The sequence below is a fragment of the Sphingomonas astragali genome (assembly GCF_051400615.1).
Classification (GTDB): Bacteria; Pseudomonadota; Alphaproteobacteria; order Sphingomonadales; family Sphingomonadaceae; genus Sphingomonas.
In genome coordinates, this window is record NZ_JBLFFH010000001.1 from 108,608 (window position 1) to 123,880 (window position 15,273).

Sequence of the window (15,273 nt, forward strand, 5' to 3'; positions counted from 1 at the left end):
CGCGGTCAGACCCGCTCGCCCGCGGACGCGCCGATCCGGTCGAAGTCGCTCGCGGCGTGGCGCTCGCGCAGCTTGCCCTCGGCGGTGCGGTTGACGACGCGGCCGCGCTGCACCGCCTCGCGCGACGCGACCCGCTCGGCCCAGCGCTGGACGTTTTCGTATTCGCCAGCGTTGAGGAACCGCTGCGCGTCATAGCCGTCGCCGCGATAGGCGTCGCCACGGACGAGCCCGCCGTACCAGGGCCAGATCGCGATGTCGGCGATCGTATAGTCGTCGCCGGCGACATATTCGTGGTCCGCGAGCTGGGTGTCGAGGACGTGGAGCTGGCGCTTGGCCTCCATCGCGTACCGGTTGATGGCATATTCGATCTTGAACGGCGCATAGGCGTAGAAATGCCCGAAGCCGCCGCCGACGAAGGGCGCCGAGCCCATCTGCCACATCAGCCAGTTCATCGTCTCGGCGCGCCTGTGGTGCTCGGTCGGCAGGAAGGCGCCGAACTTCTCGGCGAGGTAGAAGAGGATCGAGCCGCTCTCGAACAGGCGCGTCGGCGGGGTGGTGGAATGGTCCATCAGCGCCGGGATCTTGGAGTTGGGATTGACCGCGACGAAGCCGCTGCCGAACTGGTCGCCCTCGTTGATGTCGATCAGCCAGGCGTCGTACTCCGCGCCCGCATGGCCGGCGGCGAGCAGCTCCTCGAGCATGATGGTGACCTTCTGCCCGTTGGGCGTGCCCATCGAGTAGAGCTGGATCGGATGGCTGCCGACCGGCAGCTCCGCCTCGTGCGTCGCGCCGGAGATCGGGCGGTTGATGCTGGCCCACTGGCCGCCGCTCGGCTGGTCCCAGGTCCAGACGCGGGGCGGGACATAGCCCGCCGGCTGGTTGTTCGCGCTGTCGGCGGCGTCGGTCATGCTGTCCCTCCGGTCATGGTGATGGCGGCAGCTGATTTAGGGCCGAAAACCGGATGCGCCAGCGCGCCGGCGCGTCTTTCTTCCCGTCGCTGGACGCAAAGGGACGATCGCGATCCGTGAAGCCGCAGGGCCTTGCCGAAACACCGAGGATCGGAAATGGTGCCCCACACGGGATAAACATAACGAATAGTGTCGCCGTTTGCGCTACTATAGAACCGCACGGATGGTGGACATTGATCGACCCGGCAAGCAAAGTCGGAAGTCACCCCACCTTGCAACGGCAGCCAACTCGGCTGCCCGGAGGCTTCGTGACGAACGCTTTTCCGCAAGGCACTGCCCATGAGGCATGGCGAAGACCTTGAGGCAGCGGTGCGAGCAAATCCTGAGACCCTGACCCTATGGGAAAACCTCACTCCGCTCGGCCGAGATGAATTCATTTGCTGGGTCGAAGACCCCAAGCAGCCGGCCACACGCCAACGTCGCATTGGCCGAACCTGTGAGGAACTGCTGGAGGGAAAGAAGCGACCTTGCTGCTGGTCGGTTGCATCCACCGCATCGATAAGGCGCCTAGTCGATGGCAGCAGGCCGTCCTGATCGATACGAAGGGAAAGAAGCGCTGATAGGCCGGCGTGTCACGAACGTCGACATTCCCCCTCGCCCCTTGAATAATTCCCGCTGCACAAAGGAAGAGTCCTTGGCGATCGAGATATTCGTTTTTGCGGTGCCGGGCGGTTTTGAATGGATTCTCCCGACAAGAGACGCCGCCTTCGAGACCTTCTTCTCTCTCGATGGGCGGCGACAATCCGGTTGGCAGCCGCCAGAGATGAAGATCCTAAGCGTCGGCGACGACGGCCAGCCGCTGCACTATTCAGATTTCCCGTGGCTTGGGTCGGACACGCCTATTCTGAGAGAGCGCGCGGTAGAGCTCCTCAAGTCCGACCTCGAGCGATATGGCGAGCTCCTGCCGCTCGACTGCACCGAACCCGTCTGGCTTTTCAACGTCACCGAAGTTGTAGACGCGCTCGATCTAGATAAATCCACAATTGTACCGTTCGATGACGGAACAATCATGACAATCGAACAGCATGTGTTCAATCCGCACGCGATTGGCGATATCGAGATCTTCAAACTGCCGATCCGAGCTTCGTCCGTCTATGTCAGCCGACGTATTGTTGACCGTATCCGCGAATTGGGTCTGGAAGGTGTGGATTTCGAACCGGTTTGGCCCGGTCTTCGGGGCGTATATTAGGGCAGGGAAATGGCGTCAGACGTATCCGAGGCAGGCCAAATCCTCCGCGCTTGGACGCGCCGTGGGGCGGTTGTCCTGCTAGGTTCCGTGGCGTGCGCCACAGGTTTCGCCGGTCGAAGGCTGGAAGAGAGAGGTCGTGGTATGTCGATGTCGCTCCAGGAAATTTCCGACCGGCTTGAGATCGAGGACCTTCTGGCCCGATACTGCTACGCAGTCGACGATCGCGACTGGGCAGCCTACCGGCGCGTCTTCACGCCGGACGCGACCATTGATGATACGGTGACCGGCGGTGTCCGCGGCGGTGTCGAAGATCATATTGTCTATCTTCAGAAGGCCCTCGCCAGGATTGCTATCTCGCAACATGCCATCTCCACAATTCTGATAGAGGTGGACGGTGACACGGCTCGGGCCCGCGTCCATTGCTCATGTCCCATGGTAGTGGACCTTGGCGGCGGGAAGACTCACGTGTTTTTTCAAGGGCTTTGGTATCGCAACGGCCTCGTCCGTACTGCAGGCGGCTGGCGCATTTCCGAACTGCTGGAGGAGGGATATTGGACTCACAACCTTCCTGAAGGCTTCAGTTTTCAGTGACAGACAGTGCGTCGCGTACTGAACAGGAAGATCGTTGAGCGCCGGATGAAACATTCCGCCGACCCGCAGGAGGCGAAATCCGACCTGCGGCACGCCAAAGGTTGGGGCTCGTCGTCAATGTCCGCAATGGGGAGCTGAGTTGTCGTAGACGGCGGCGGGTGGCGATATTTGGCACTCCAAGCTGGATAAACGTAATGTACTACCGAAGGCCGCCGTCACGGCCATCAGCGCTATGCTTACCAGCGCGGATATCGGCAGCGCTAGTGAACGAGCCAGCTTCAGCCGCTGCGAACAGTTCGTTTAGACTATCTAGCGGCAGCAACTCGGAGTTGTGCATCATATGCACAGGAGCAAACCGAATGGTGCTCTATGCCAAGAGCGTGCGCTGTGGCATCCGGCGCGGCATAGCCTGTTTTACACACTTCAAGTCGCCGCCTGCTGACCTAAGTCGGCCCAGTTGGCATTCCCGCAACCAAGTCGAATACTCCGACAGGCCGCGGATCGTGTGGCTCAGCGCGGACTGTGTGGGCCCGAGCCGCGCCGCAATCTGTATGGCACCCGGGCGAGAATGCCCCAGTGCCAAAGAGTGGATGTGCGACCCGCGCTCTTGCAGCAATCTCCGACACCACCCAGAGTAATAAGACTATGAGTAAAGACTATGGAAGACGCTGAACATTCCTTGCGAGCTTTGGCTCAAGTTTATTTCGATGCCGCGTACAATATGGATGCGGAGCAGTTCCAGACGATATTTCACCCCCTCAGTGCTGTAACCAGAATCGGCGATGACGGCGACGTCAGCGTGATGCCAATCGAGGCTTGGCTGGCCGGCGTGCGCGATGCGACCGCGCCGCGTAAGCTCAAACTCGAGCGCAGGGACGAGGTCGCTGCGATCGATGTTTCGGACAATCTCGCCCTGGTAAAGCTGAGGCTTCAGATGCCGCCGCGTTACTTCACCGACCTCCTGTCATGCCTGAAGGTGCGAGGTAACTGGAAGATCGTTCAAAAGGTGATGTCAGTCGACGTCCGCCAATAAGTTCGCCTAGTCGATCGTGGTACAGTCGTCCTGCGAGCCCCATTGCGCCGTTGCTGATCGTAGGGGCCCAATGAAACACTTTCAGCAGAGCGCCCTTCGCTTGAGCTTGACCTCGCCGTGGACGACTCCGACTGGCGCGCGTTTGCGGCGGAGCTCCACACGAAGACGGTCACGGGGCGTTACGTGCCGAAAGCGAACGCGTTTCAAGCAAGGAACAGCTGTGCGCCGAATGCACAGAACTTCGCCGAACAACGCACATGTCAACGATTTGACGGGTGGTATCCTGAAGGGGTGAAGGCGGGAGGCTCGTTAGAAGATCGACGCGGCGGAGGAGAAAGGCGTGCAACATGAAATCGACGACATCCCACGAGATGCGCGTTTCGGCACTGATGTCGGCCATGATCGTGCTCGCGGCCTGTCTGCCGCAGACAGCTCGGGAGGAAAACGCACGCGAGAATAAGGAGGCAACGGAAATGACATCAGCCCAGCCGCGATCCGGCACGCCAATCGATTCATTTCACCTGCCCCGGGATTTGGAAATTGAGTTGGCCATGAGCGCCTTGCCGCCGCACCTGAGAGAACAGGCGACGATCTACCTCAATCCAGCGAAGGGGTTCGAGGTCGAACGGCAGGGGACCAATGGTTTTCATGCGTTTGTCACCCGCACCGGTGACGACGCGATGCGAGGATCCTGGCCCCTGACAGAATATCCGACCGATCTTCTTTATCCGATTTCGTTCGATGCCGCCGGCGCCAAGGCCCACATGCGCGTTTTCTTTGATATCGCCGAGATGCAGGCCAAGAGCATGCCTGCGCCCGAACTCAAGCCGCTCATCCAGGAGCGCTACCGATCCGGATATTACAAGCCTCCGGAACGTGCCGGGCTCTCGTACATGCTGTCGCCCATTCTGAGGACTTACGACAATCCCGAAAAAAGCGATCGGGTGTCAACGGGCAACATGCCGCACGTGATGCATTACGCGCCGAATATATCCAGCGAAGACATTGGCGGTGTGGACCCGGAGGTCGGACCGTACCCCATGCTTACCATTCAGGGCCCGCATGGCTTTGTCGTTCAGCATCTCGGCACGCGTGAAGTCAAAGCGATAACCAAGGAATACGCGCCCATGCTGAAGAGGCTGTGTGAACTGAACCCAGTTTGGTGCTTGCCCAAATCCGCCAACGGCCACTCGATGTAATTTTCGCCTGGAGGGAGCGGTGAATACTAGGAGAGCGCCATGAAAGTACTATCCATGGTTTATCCGGGCATGACTCTGTTGGATTTAGTGGGTCCAATTCAAGCGTGGAGTCTCTTGCCAGACTACGAAGTGCAATATGTTTGGCATCGCCCCGGTACGGTGCTTACGGACTGCGGCCTTGGCGTACAAGCCACGCATGGCTTTGAGGAGGCTTGGACGGAACCAGACGTCCTCATTGTTGGCGGCGGCGCGAAACCCACGATGGATCTTATGAATGATTCTGCCGCAATCGGTTTCTTGGCTGATCGCGGGGCGCGAGCGGGTTGGGTGTGCAGTGTTTGCACCGGTTCGCTGTTATTGGGGGCCGCCGGACTGCTGCGAGGCTACCGCGCTGCAGGGCGTTGGGGAGCGCGAGAAACTCTAAGCCAATTTGGCGCGGAGCCCAGCAGTGAACGGGTTTGCATTGACCGCAATCGGGCCACTGGTGGCGGCGTGACGGCGGGACTCGACTTCGGTATCGCATTGGCCGGACGTTGGGCCGGAGACGATTTAGGCGGACAGATCGAACTCCTACTGGAGTATGCGCCGCAGCCCCCGTACGGATCGGGTCGCCCTGAACTGGCAGATCCGCAGATTCTTGCGGCGGCGCGGGCGAAACTGCAGCAGGCCATGACCGGGGCAGGCGCATAGGTGCGCCCTGATGGCTTCCTCGCGTGGCTACGCCCATGAATTTCAGGGCAAAGTCTCTTCTCTGCCATCGAGGCCTCGAGGCCTCGAGGTTCACTGATTACGTGCTGGCCGACGATCCTGAAGCGGTCGCGGAGCTCATCGAGCGCAGCGCCGGGAATTAGCCCGAGCAGCAGCGGCACGCGGATATTGCGGGCGGACGTCGATAGGAGACGGATCATGAGCCAACAGAACCGTGTCTGGCCAACGGATCAGCGTCTCGCAGGTGGTTTCTCTCGTCGGCAAGCGATCCTTTCGGGAGCTGCTGCAGCGACGATGTCTACGCTGAGCGTCGGCAATGTCAGAGCGCAAGTCGCATCCGCGACCACCATCGCTCCTTTCCGCGTTGCTGTGCCTCAGCTCCGCGCCGCGTTCGAAATCTACCGCGCCTTCCCGCAGGATGCCCGGTGGAACGCTGCGCAGACGGCACCGAATTCCACCCCGCTCGTGGTCACTGTCGGCGAGAAATCCTTCTCTACTGCCCTCCTGTCCACCTTCGTCGAAGGCTACCGCGCCAGGGGTATGAGCCGTGTCAAAAGCGCGCAGATACCGGACGCCGGTCATTATCTGCTCGCCGACAATCCTGAGGCGGTTGCGCGGCTCATCGAGGAGCACGCCGGGAGCGACGCGCGATGAGCCGACGTCCACTCCCTGCAGGAAGATTGAAACCCGCCATTGGACCGGCCGCCCGCGGGCAAAGAAGTTTGAAAATGCAGAACAAGACCCGCTCGCTCGAGGAGAGACCGAAGGCGCGGGTCGTGCTTCGGTCGATCGAACACCGGCAAGCCGACTAAGGGAGAAGAACGATGAAAGACCTCGCGAACAACGAACTTGCAGCGCCCAGGCTCGCCGATCGGGCGACGTTCCAGGCCGAGCTGGACGCCCTTCGGGTTCGTGAAAAGGCTCACACGAGGGAAGGCGACGCCATCGCCGCTGCCCGCCGGCGGCTGCCGATGGTCGCGGTGGACGGCGCGACACCGCTCATCGGAGAACATGGGCCGACAACGCTCCTGGACGCGTTCGAGGGGCGGCGGATGCTCATCGCCTATTACCACATGTGGTTCGGGGGCCGCCCGGCGCCGAGGCAGTGCGAGGGCTGCACGTTCTTTACGACGCAGGTCCGCGATCTGGCCATTATCCATTCGCGTGACGTTACCTATGCCACGTTCTGCCAAGGCTCATACGAGGAGAGCGTCCGCTACCGCGCGTTCATGGGCTGGACGATGCCGTGGTATTCCGCCGAGGGTTCGCTCGACGGGCTCCTGATTGGACGGCGGATCGGGATGATGCACCTCGTCTGCTATCTGCGGCAGGGATCCGATGTGTTCGAGACCTACTGGACCTGGACGCGCGGCGTCGAGGCAATGGACAACAGCTACCGGCTGCTCGACCTGACCGCCTATGGGCGTCAGGAACCGTGGGAGGACTCGCCCGCCGGCTGGCCGCAGGGTTGGCGCAATGACGACGGCGAGCACCCGTTTCGCATCGGTGGCCGTCCGATCGCGCAGTGGCCTCGCCTCGCTGCCGGCCATTCGGATGACTTGAGCACTGGCGGCGGCTGACTTCGGCTCCGCATCCCGACCCGCAAATAGCGATGGAGGCCTGAGAGCCATGACCACATCATCTGAAAGCAACCCGAAAAGCGAACTGCTCGGAATGCAGACGCCGCCGATCGTCTCGGCGGAGGAGTGGAAAGCCGCGTCGAAACGGTTTCTCGCGAAGGAAAAAGCGCACAGCAAGGCCCGCGATGCGTTGGTCGCCGAGCGCCGGCGGTTACCTTGGATGGAGATCGAGAAGGACTATGCGTTCATCGGCCCCCAAGGCAATCTGAGCCTGCTCGATCTGTTCCAAGGCCGCCGTCAACTGATCCTGTACCGTGCCTTCTTCGAGCCCGGCGTATCCGGCTGGCCGGAACGTGCCTGCATCGGCTGCTCCATGGTCGCCGATCAGGTTGCGCATCCCGCCCATCTGAACGCCCGCGACACAAGCCTCGCGTTCGTCTCGCGCGCGCCTCAGTCGGACATTCATCGCCTGAAGGCCCAGATGGTCTGGGAGCATATCCCCTGGTACACGCTGACCGATGATTTCGACGCCAACTTCGGCGTGGATGAATGGCACGCCACACTCGCCTTCATTCGTGACGGCAACCGCGTGTTCCTAACCTACTCGACCAACGGCGGCCGTGGCGACGAGCAAATGGGGAACACCTGGAACTACCTCGATATCACCGCACTCGGACGCCAGGAGGAGTGGGAGGACTCTCCAAAGGGCTATCCTCAGACCCCGCCGTACGAGTGGTGGGTCTGGCATAATGACGGGGCGACGGATCCTGATCGAGACTAAATCGGTCGAGGTGTCGGATGTCGGAGCGGACGCGCTCCGGACCCGCGTCGACGCGTAAGTGGAGAATAATGACATGAGCGAGGCTCGTGACGACGGATCCACCTCCGGCGCGATCCGTCGCGAATCTGTTGGCGCCGCCGCACTCGGCGCAGCCGACTGGCTGAGCCTGGCGGCTGCGCCCGCCTTCGCGATCATGGCGCTGCTGACCGCGGCTCACGGCGGCCCGGCGGACATTCTCTGCTCGGCCGCGCATGGGGGGTCGCCGCTGAGCGGAATGACGCTGATGTACGTGTTGATGAGCGTTTTCCACTCGGCGCCTTGGCTCAAGCTGATCGCCAGCGTACGCTCGGCGGGATCGCGGCGATCAGCTTCCGAGAGGTAACGGTGATCAGGATTTGCCGCCAGCGGTCAGCATCGCTGCTTCCGCGCCGCACAGGCGTCGCAGCCGGTCCGCGACCTCCAAGACCGCTGCGCGGCTTTCGTTCTCCCGAGTGCAGATGAAGTGCTTCGCGGGGTTCACGGTGCTCCGCGTGCTAATCGGACGAAGTCCACCCTGATCTACCACCTCCTGGACCAGCGGCAGACGCAGCAGCGCAACTCCAAGACCCGCCTGTGCAGCGACGACGACTGTGTCATAGTCTTCGAAACGGCGATCCTGCCAGCGCGGTCGATATCGGATATTCGCAGCGGCTAACCATGCGCGCCATTGGCTGGTGTCGGAATCATGAATGAGCGGTGCCGATAGCAAGGTCTTGACGGGGACATCTCCTCCCAGTTGGTCGGCGAGCGCGGGCGCCGCTGCTGGTACGAGCGTTTCCGCGAACAGCTCAGAAACATGGACCCCTTCCCAGTTGCCGAGACCATAGCGGACCGCCAGGTCAGCCTCACGCGCATCCAGATCGCTTGGCCGATGATCCAAGATCAGTTCGATACGGATGTCGGCCAATTCGATCTGTGCGAGACGCGGCAACATCCATAGCCGTGCAAAAGACGGCACCACGCTCAATCGAACCGTCTGGCGGCCCTGCCATGGCCGCCATTGCTCCGTGCTGCGGTGCAGCCCACCCAACGCTGCTCTCGCGTCGTTTGTGAAACGCTGACCTGCCGGCGTCAGCCGCACTCCGCGCCCATGCCTTTCGAACAAGCGGGTGCCGAGCCAGGCTTCGAGGACGCTGATCCGACGGCTGACTGACCCGTGGGTGAGGCCGAGCATCTGGGCGGCTGCAGTAAAGGACCCGCCGTCCGCAGCGGCGAGGAGGGCACTGAGACCATCGAGCGGTGGTAAGTCCGGCGACGCGTGCATAGCACGCACACCTCTTCGCCGAACGGCGCTCTATGTCAATATCGTTCGCGCCTTATCTGGAGAGAATGAGCATCGAGTATGTCGCACTGGCCTGCGGAGTTTCTCTTTGTGCGGTATCTCCGGCATGCGCCCAAAGGGTTGACGACAATGCGGTTGCGGACGCCGAAGATGCCTTCGGTTCCAATGACGGAGGTGAGGATCTGGGCGTCTATGGACCCGGCGATGTTCGTGGCTTCTCGCCGATCGATGCCGGCAATGTGCGGATCGAAGGATTGTTCATTGATCGGCAGGCAGATCTCTCGCCGCGACTGGTAGAGGGCAATCGGATTCGCGTTGGACCTTCGGCAATTGGCTACGCGTTTCCCGCACCGTCGGGCATCGTTGATTATCGGTTGCGTAAACCCGGTGCGGAAGCCGTTTTGAGTCTGGTGTCTCAAGCGAATAGCTTTGGAGGTATGCTCATCGAGGTCGATGCCATGATGCCGATCGCTGGGCGGACTCTGGGAATTGGTGCCGCTGCAAGCTTCAGTCGGAGTGAATATGCATCGGGCAACAACGCCGATGTCTTCAGCATGATGGCGACGGCGGCGTGGCGGCCAAACGATTTAACCGAGATACAGCCCTTCTGGAGCCGGGTCCGCATCACGGATGAGGATATTTTTCCCATCATCATAGGGAACGGACAGGGGGTTCCGCCCCGGATGACACGGCGCCAATTTGTCGGCCAGCGCTGGGCTGATGTCGAGACCGAGCGATTCAACTATGGCGCTATCAGCCGGACCCGGTTGGGCGGGTTCGGCATTCGTGCGGGAGCCTTCCGTTCGGTCAATGTCGTGCGTGAGGGGCATAGCGTTCTCCTCGACGCCGCAGAACCCGGTGTCTTGGCCGGGCGCACGGTGATCGCCCGGCCGCGCCGCTCGAACGTCTCGACCAGCGGTGAGATCGGCATCAGCCGCCAGTTCGGCCAAGGGGGTGTTCGGCACGAGTTTCAATTGATCGCGCGGGCCCGATCACAGAATCGCATTTACGGCGGGGCCGACAGTATCTCGCTACGTCCGGCCCCTTTCGACGAGCCGGATTACGTTGCCAGGCCGGACTTTGTCTTTTCCGCCAAAAGCGATGATCGCGTGCGTCAGTGGACCGCCGGGTTGGCTTATCAAGGACGCGTTGCGGGCGTTGGTCAGATCAATCTCGGAGTCCAACGGAGCGATTATACCAAGACCGTGCGAACGCCCGCTGGCGCCCTCCCCGCCTCCCGCGACAAGCCGTGGCTATTCAATGCGGGAGCAACGCTCGACGTTACGCGATCGCTCGCACTCTATGGGAGCATAACGCGAGGCCTGGAAGAGAGCGAGGTCGCACCCGAGATCGCTCTTAACCGCGATGAAGCGCCCTCGGCGATCCGAACGAAACAGATCGACGCCGGGTTGCGCCTGCGTGTCGGCCCTATGGCTGTGATCGCTGGGGGGTTCGAAATCGAGAAGCCCTACTATGGGCTCGACACTGGCAATATCTTCCGCACGCTGGGTACAATCCGGCATCGCGGCCTCGAAGGGTCGCTGGCGGGCTCACCTGTCAACGGGTGGACCCTGGTCGCCGGTGGAGTCTTACTAGACGCAAGATTGGCGGGGGATGAGGTAGCCTCGGGGGCAATCGGACGGCGCCCGGTGGGAACGCCATCGCACACGCTCAGCGGCAACATCGAATGGCGTCCGCCGCAATGGGACGCCTTCTCAGCGGATCTGGCGGCCGAGCACCGTGGGCCAACTTATTCCGACGTCGCAAATGCCCTCCGCGTAGGCAGCTATACGACGATAGACTTAGGTGTTCGCTATCGCTTTGCACTTCAGGGCGCGCCCGCCGTCCTGCGGCTTCAAGCGACGAACCTGTTCAACACTTATGGCTGGGAAGTGTTCGGCAACAATGCCTTTACCTACATCCAGTCGCGCCAGCTGATTGCGAGACTCACCGTTGACCTGTGAAAGGCGGCAAATGCCGTATGAAGCGCCGTTACCCGGAGCGACTCGAACGATCAGCTGGACCATGCGATCGAGCTGTTCCGGCTGCGCGGCGGCGGCGACCGGCAGGCGGCGGCGCAAGGCATCATCAGAGGGCGCCGCGTGCGCGCCTCGCCATCCTTCCCGCCACGTCGCATTTCGGCCTCACGTCCGAAGCACAGCTGATCGCCGACCTGGCCGTGCCTTTCCTCGACGATCGCGCGCCGCCCGCCTCACCGGCTTCGTCGAGGGAATGGACGCGCCGCCGGCGCGGGCGCCGGGCGAAACCAACCGGCAGTAGGCGGCGGCCACGCCAGGCGTCGCCGGCGGCGCGCGACCTACAGCGAGGCCCTGCCCCAACCTACGGCTCCTCGGCAGGGATTTGATCGTCCACTCAGTTATGTGAGCAACTTTGAGTACACCATGAAAGCGCTGTCGCCCGGCCTGTTAACGAACTTAAGTATCGCGCCAAAGCCGCGCGTGCTTAGACTGATCGCATGATCACACGGCGTGATTTCTCCCTTCTGCTGTCCGGCAGCCTGGCGGCCCCGGCAGCGCTGGCGGCGGCTCCGGTCCCTGCACTCCGCCGCGCGGAGGCTCGTCGATTGCAAAAGTACGCCGAGACGACCCACCCGCGCGGTTGGGAAGCCGCCGCGGATCCGGCGTGGCGGTCGGGTTGGGACCGGCTCGCCGCCGAAGCGGATGACCTGACGACGGAGGTCTGGGTCATGGGCCTCATGGCTCGGTTGGCTTGGTTCCGCGACGGGCACACGACCATCTACACGTATATGGTCAAGCTCCCCGGCTTCGACCTTGACCTGCCGATCACAGCCAGCCCTTTCTTCGACGGCCTCTACGTCACCGCCGCCAAGGCGGAGGGCACGCCGTTGCTGGGCGGCCGGATTGTGCGGGTCGACGGGGTCGCTGTCGAGCAGGTCCTGCGCGCCTTCGCAGCCGTATGGCCTGCCAACAACGCCGCCTGGGCCTATCACGACGCGGGCCTCGCCCTGAAGCCTGCGGTCCTGCGCGGGGCGCGACTGGCCGGGCCGGCTGCCGTGTCAGCGCCAGTCACCCTCGAAGCGGAGGTCGACGGGTCAGCCGTCGAGGTCGCGCTGACGCCGCGTCCGGGTGGCGGCGACGCGCTGGTCGCACTGTCACGCAAGCCCTGGCCGGTCGAGACCTGGCGGCCGGGCGCCCAGGCCAACTTCGTCCATACGGACGGCAAGGTGCTGGTCATCGCCTTCGATCGCCTGAGCGACAAGCGCGACTCGATCCTGGCTTTCGTCCGCGACGCCTTTGCGGCAATGGAAACCCCCGAAATCGAACGTGTCGTGCTGGACCTGCGCCGCAACGACGGCGGCAGCAACCTCATGGGCGAGGGTCTGAGGAGGTACCTCGAGCGGTCCCGGTTCAACCGGCCCGGCGGCCTTTACGTGCTCACCAGCGGGAAGACCTTTTCCGCAGCCCAGAACCTGACCTCGCGGATTGAGCGGGAGACCTGGGCGGTATTCGTGGGCGAACCCAGCGGCGGCGCGCCTAACCACTACGGCGATGCCATGCCGTTCCAGGCCGACGGGTTTCCGGCGTATGTCTCGACCCTCCCCTGGTTCGATTCCCACCCCTTGGACAAGCGCATCTGGACCATGCCCGACCTCCTGGTCCCGCTCCGATTCGCCGACTGGGCGGCAGGCCGGGATGCGGCGATGGAGGCCGCATTCGCCCATGTCGACAATCGGACGCTTGATGACCTGAGCGAAGCCCGCACCATGTATTCCGACCGCCCCAGCCAGAAGGTTGAGTGGAAGCCATTCTGGATGTGAACCTCCGGCCCTTGCCGGTGCAAAAGCGCCAACGGCGTTTCACGACGCGGCAAGCCGAAATGGTACCTGGCGGCCGATAATTCCGTCTCCAGGGTCAGGCACTTGCTGCCGACCTCGCGGTGATGGCAGCCGACTTCCGCAAGGCGGCGCGTTTCCTATCCTGGCGGTGCCGCAGCTGCGCTGGGCGTGGTAGGCCGGGCAACCAACGGCGGAACGTGAGTTCGAATCATCCGACGCGGCCGCCGCATCGCGCTCACTCTCGGTCGGTCGACCGCTTCTGGCAAATGGCCACAAGCGGATACGACCGCCTCGCCGCCGTCTCGGAGCGTCCATCTCGCCGCTGCCATCCTTTGGTTATAAAGCCCCACCCTGGTCCGACAACGCGGGCGCGCGCGTGAAGCGCCAATAGTCGACATTGACCAGCGATGGCTCCCAGCCGCCCTTGAACAGGAGGTAGAGGTCGCGGGTGCCGGTCGCGCCGGATACGGGCGTGCTTACCTCCCGCCACTGCTTGCCCGTCGCGGCGCCGTCCAGCTGCAACGTGCCGATGACCGGACCGTCGACACGGTCGAGGCGAAGCTCGATCCGCGATTTCGGCAGCGCGTTGGCGACGCTTGCGACGAAGCTGCTCGCACCGGCCTTGCCGAAATCGACGCCGGCGACCTTGATATAGCTGCGGTCGCCGGTGCGGGTCACATAGACGCCGGTTTGCGCGTCGCTGGCCGTCGTTACCCCGGGCGCCCAATCGTACGGGCGATCGCGGTCCCGCTTGGTCCGCGACGTCCAGGCGATCGTCTCGGCCTCGACCCGCTGGAACGGGTCAATGGGCTTCAGCTGTTGGACGCCCTTGTCGTCCCACCATGGCTGCTTCGGGATGGTGCCGTCGGGATTGTAGCTGATGCGGGTGACGGTGATCGACCGCCGCTCGTGATGGATCGGCGTGATCCCGAAATTGAGCCGATAGTTGAAGCCGAAGAGGTAGGTCGCGCCCATATAGTCGACGATGCCGGGGTGGTTGCCGGTCGACCCTTGGTTGGGATCCATGATCTTGCCCTTGTGCACCCAGGGGCCCGTGGGCTTGTCGCTCATCGCATAACCGATGCCTTCCGGGCAGCACGTCGAGGCGTAGGCCATGTAGTATCGCTTGTTCCGCTTATAGAACCAGGGACCTTCCTGGTAATCGGCCGGCTTGGAATCGACCTTCACGATCGGCCCGGAATAGGAAACCATGTCCGGATTGAGCTTCACGTACCAAAGATGCGGGTTGCCCCAGTAGAGATAGGCCTGCCCATCGTCATCGACCCACACGGTGGGATCGAAGAAGCCGTCCTGGGGCCCTAGCAACGGCTTGCCCAGGGCGTCCCTGAACGGCCCCTCCGGCTTGTCGGCCACGGCGACTGCGATGACGTTCTTGGGCGAGCCGGCAATGCTAACCGGCGCATAAAGGTAGAACTTGCCTCCGCGTTCGACCACCTGGGGCGCCCAGGCGTCGTTGTCCTGAACCGCCCACGGGAAGGTCTTCAGCGAAGCCACGACCCCGCGATCGGTCCAGTTGACCATGTCGGTCGAACTGTAGAGCCGCCAATCGAGCATCTTGAAGCCTTCGGCGTCATCCTCGTCATGACCGGCATAAAGATAGACGACGCCATCGTGCACCAGCGGCGACGGGTCCGCGGTGAAGCGGGTCTGGATGACGGGATTGTCCGCGCCGGCCGCGGCAGGCCATGCGATCGCCATCGAGCACGCAATCCGAAAACCCGATGAAGCCCTGTGACGCATTCGGTCCTCCCGCAAATCGACTTACCCGTGTCGCACGATCAATGCTGCCGCCAAGCCTGACAAGCCGCCTCATTCCCCTCCCGCTCCCGCTGGCAACATTTTCCTGTTGCGGCCGCCGGTCCGCTTGCCAAGCGGAGCCTTGCGATATGATAACGCTACTATAGTCGCGGGATCGCTCTGCCCGGAGGGCGCCGCCTTGCGTGGGTCCCGGGAAGCGCGCGGGGGCAATGACGGGCCGGTTCTCTACCGCCTCGCGATTCTCGGCATGACCGAAGAGACAATGGCTCAATCTGGCCTGCGCAGTACAGAGCGGGCACCGCAAGCC

15 protein-coding genes are annotated in these 15,273 nt (G+C 62.7%); 12 read left to right on the forward strand and 3 right to left on the reverse strand.

Translation table 11 applies throughout. From position 1 onward, the window contains the following. Positions 1 to 5: 5 nt before the first annotated feature. Positions 6 to 908, reverse strand: coding sequence for a glutathione-dependent disulfide-bond oxidoreductase (gene yghU, locus ACMGER_RS00540; RefSeq protein WP_436810178.1), 903 nt, complete (start codon positions 906 to 908; stop codon positions 6 to 8). A 339-nt stretch (positions 909 to 1,247) separates the two neighbouring features. Between yghU and ACMGER_RS00545 the strand changes: the two genes are divergently transcribed. The 10 genes from ACMGER_RS00545 (at position 1,248) to ACMGER_RS00590 (ending at position 8,431) form a co-directional block, all read left to right on the forward strand. Beyond that, positions 1,248 to 1,502, forward strand: coding sequence for a YdeI/OmpD-associated family protein (locus ACMGER_RS00545; protein WP_436810179.1), 255 nt, complete (start codon positions 1,248 to 1,250; stop codon positions 1,500 to 1,502). Then, a complete protein-coding gene (locus ACMGER_RS00550) occupies positions 1,483 to 2,157 on the forward strand; it encodes an imm11 family protein (RefSeq protein ID WP_436810180.1) in 675 nt (224 codons plus the stop codon). The genes ACMGER_RS00545 and ACMGER_RS00550 overlap by 20 nt, the downstream gene beginning before the upstream one ends. Before the next feature lie 141 nt (positions 2,158 to 2,298). Then, complete coding sequence (locus ACMGER_RS00555) at positions 2,299 to 2,748, forward strand: nuclear transport factor 2 family protein (protein WP_436810181.1); 450 nt, start codon at positions 2,299 to 2,301, stop codon at positions 2,746 to 2,748. 658 nt (positions 2,749 to 3,406) lie between these two features. Beyond that, complete coding sequence (locus tag ACMGER_RS00560) at positions 3,407 to 3,781, forward strand: nuclear transport factor 2 family protein (RefSeq protein ID WP_436810182.1); 375 nt, start codon at positions 3,407 to 3,409, stop codon at positions 3,779 to 3,781. 347 nt (positions 3,782 to 4,128) lie between these two features. Next, the gene (locus ACMGER_RS00565) at positions 4,129 to 4,980 is read left to right on the forward strand and encodes a hypothetical protein (protein ID WP_436810183.1); all 852 of its coding nucleotides are present in this window, start codon (positions 4,129 to 4,131) and stop codon (positions 4,978 to 4,980) included. Positions 4,981 to 5,019: 39 nt separating this feature from the next. Continuing rightward, a complete protein-coding gene (locus tag ACMGER_RS00570; protein ID WP_436810184.1) occupies positions 5,020 to 5,670 on the forward strand; it encodes a DJ-1/PfpI family protein in 651 nt (216 codons plus the stop codon). A 216-nt stretch (positions 5,671 to 5,886) separates the two neighbouring features. Beyond that, the gene (locus tag ACMGER_RS00575) at positions 5,887 to 6,342 is read left to right on the forward strand and encodes an alpha/beta fold hydrolase (protein WP_436810185.1); all 456 of its coding nucleotides are present in this window, start codon (positions 5,887 to 5,889) and stop codon (positions 6,340 to 6,342) included. 170 nt (positions 6,343 to 6,512) lie between these two features. Next, a complete protein-coding gene (locus ACMGER_RS00580; RefSeq protein WP_436810186.1) occupies positions 6,513 to 7,268 on the forward strand; it encodes a DUF899 family protein in 756 nt (251 codons plus the stop codon). Positions 7,269 to 7,317: 49 nt separating this feature from the next. Beyond that, positions 7,318 to 8,049 carry a DUF899 domain-containing protein gene (locus tag ACMGER_RS00585; RefSeq protein WP_436810187.1) on the forward strand — a complete coding sequence of 244 codons (732 nt, stop codon included), beginning with the start codon at positions 7,318 to 7,320 and terminating at the stop codon, positions 8,047 to 8,049. A gap of 73 nt (positions 8,050 to 8,122) precedes the next feature. Further along, positions 8,123 to 8,431, forward strand: a complete 309-nt coding sequence (locus ACMGER_RS00590) for a hypothetical protein (RefSeq protein ID WP_436810188.1) — start codon at positions 8,123 to 8,125, stop codon at positions 8,429 to 8,431. Positions 8,432 to 8,437: 6 nt separating this feature from the next. Here the strand turns inward: ACMGER_RS00590 and ACMGER_RS00595 are convergent, their stop codons facing one another. After that, positions 8,438 to 9,352: a LysR substrate-binding domain-containing protein gene (locus ACMGER_RS00595; RefSeq protein WP_436810189.1), complete on the reverse strand. Its 915-nt coding sequence runs from the start codon at positions 9,350 to 9,352 to the stop codon at positions 8,438 to 8,440. Positions 9,353 to 9,417: 65 nt separating this feature from the next. On the opposite strand from ACMGER_RS00595, the gene ACMGER_RS00600 reads away from it, so the two are divergent. Further along, positions 9,418 to 11,334 (forward strand): TonB-dependent receptor domain-containing protein, encoded by a 1,917-nt coding sequence (locus tag ACMGER_RS00600; RefSeq protein WP_436810190.1) that lies wholly within the window; start codon positions 9,418 to 9,420, stop codon positions 11,332 to 11,334. Positions 11,335 to 11,846: 512 nt separating this feature from the next. Then, complete coding sequence (locus ACMGER_RS00605; RefSeq protein WP_436810191.1) at positions 11,847 to 13,169, forward strand: hypothetical protein; 1,323 nt, start codon at positions 11,847 to 11,849, stop codon at positions 13,167 to 13,169. A 354-nt stretch (positions 13,170 to 13,523) separates the two neighbouring features. Here the strand turns inward: ACMGER_RS00605 and ACMGER_RS00610 are convergent, their stop codons facing one another. Continuing rightward, positions 13,524 to 14,906 (reverse strand): glycoside hydrolase family 43 protein, encoded by a 1,383-nt coding sequence (locus ACMGER_RS00610; protein ID WP_436810192.1) that lies wholly within the window; start codon positions 14,904 to 14,906, stop codon positions 13,524 to 13,526. Between the last annotated feature and the right edge of the window lie 367 nt (positions 14,907 to 15,273).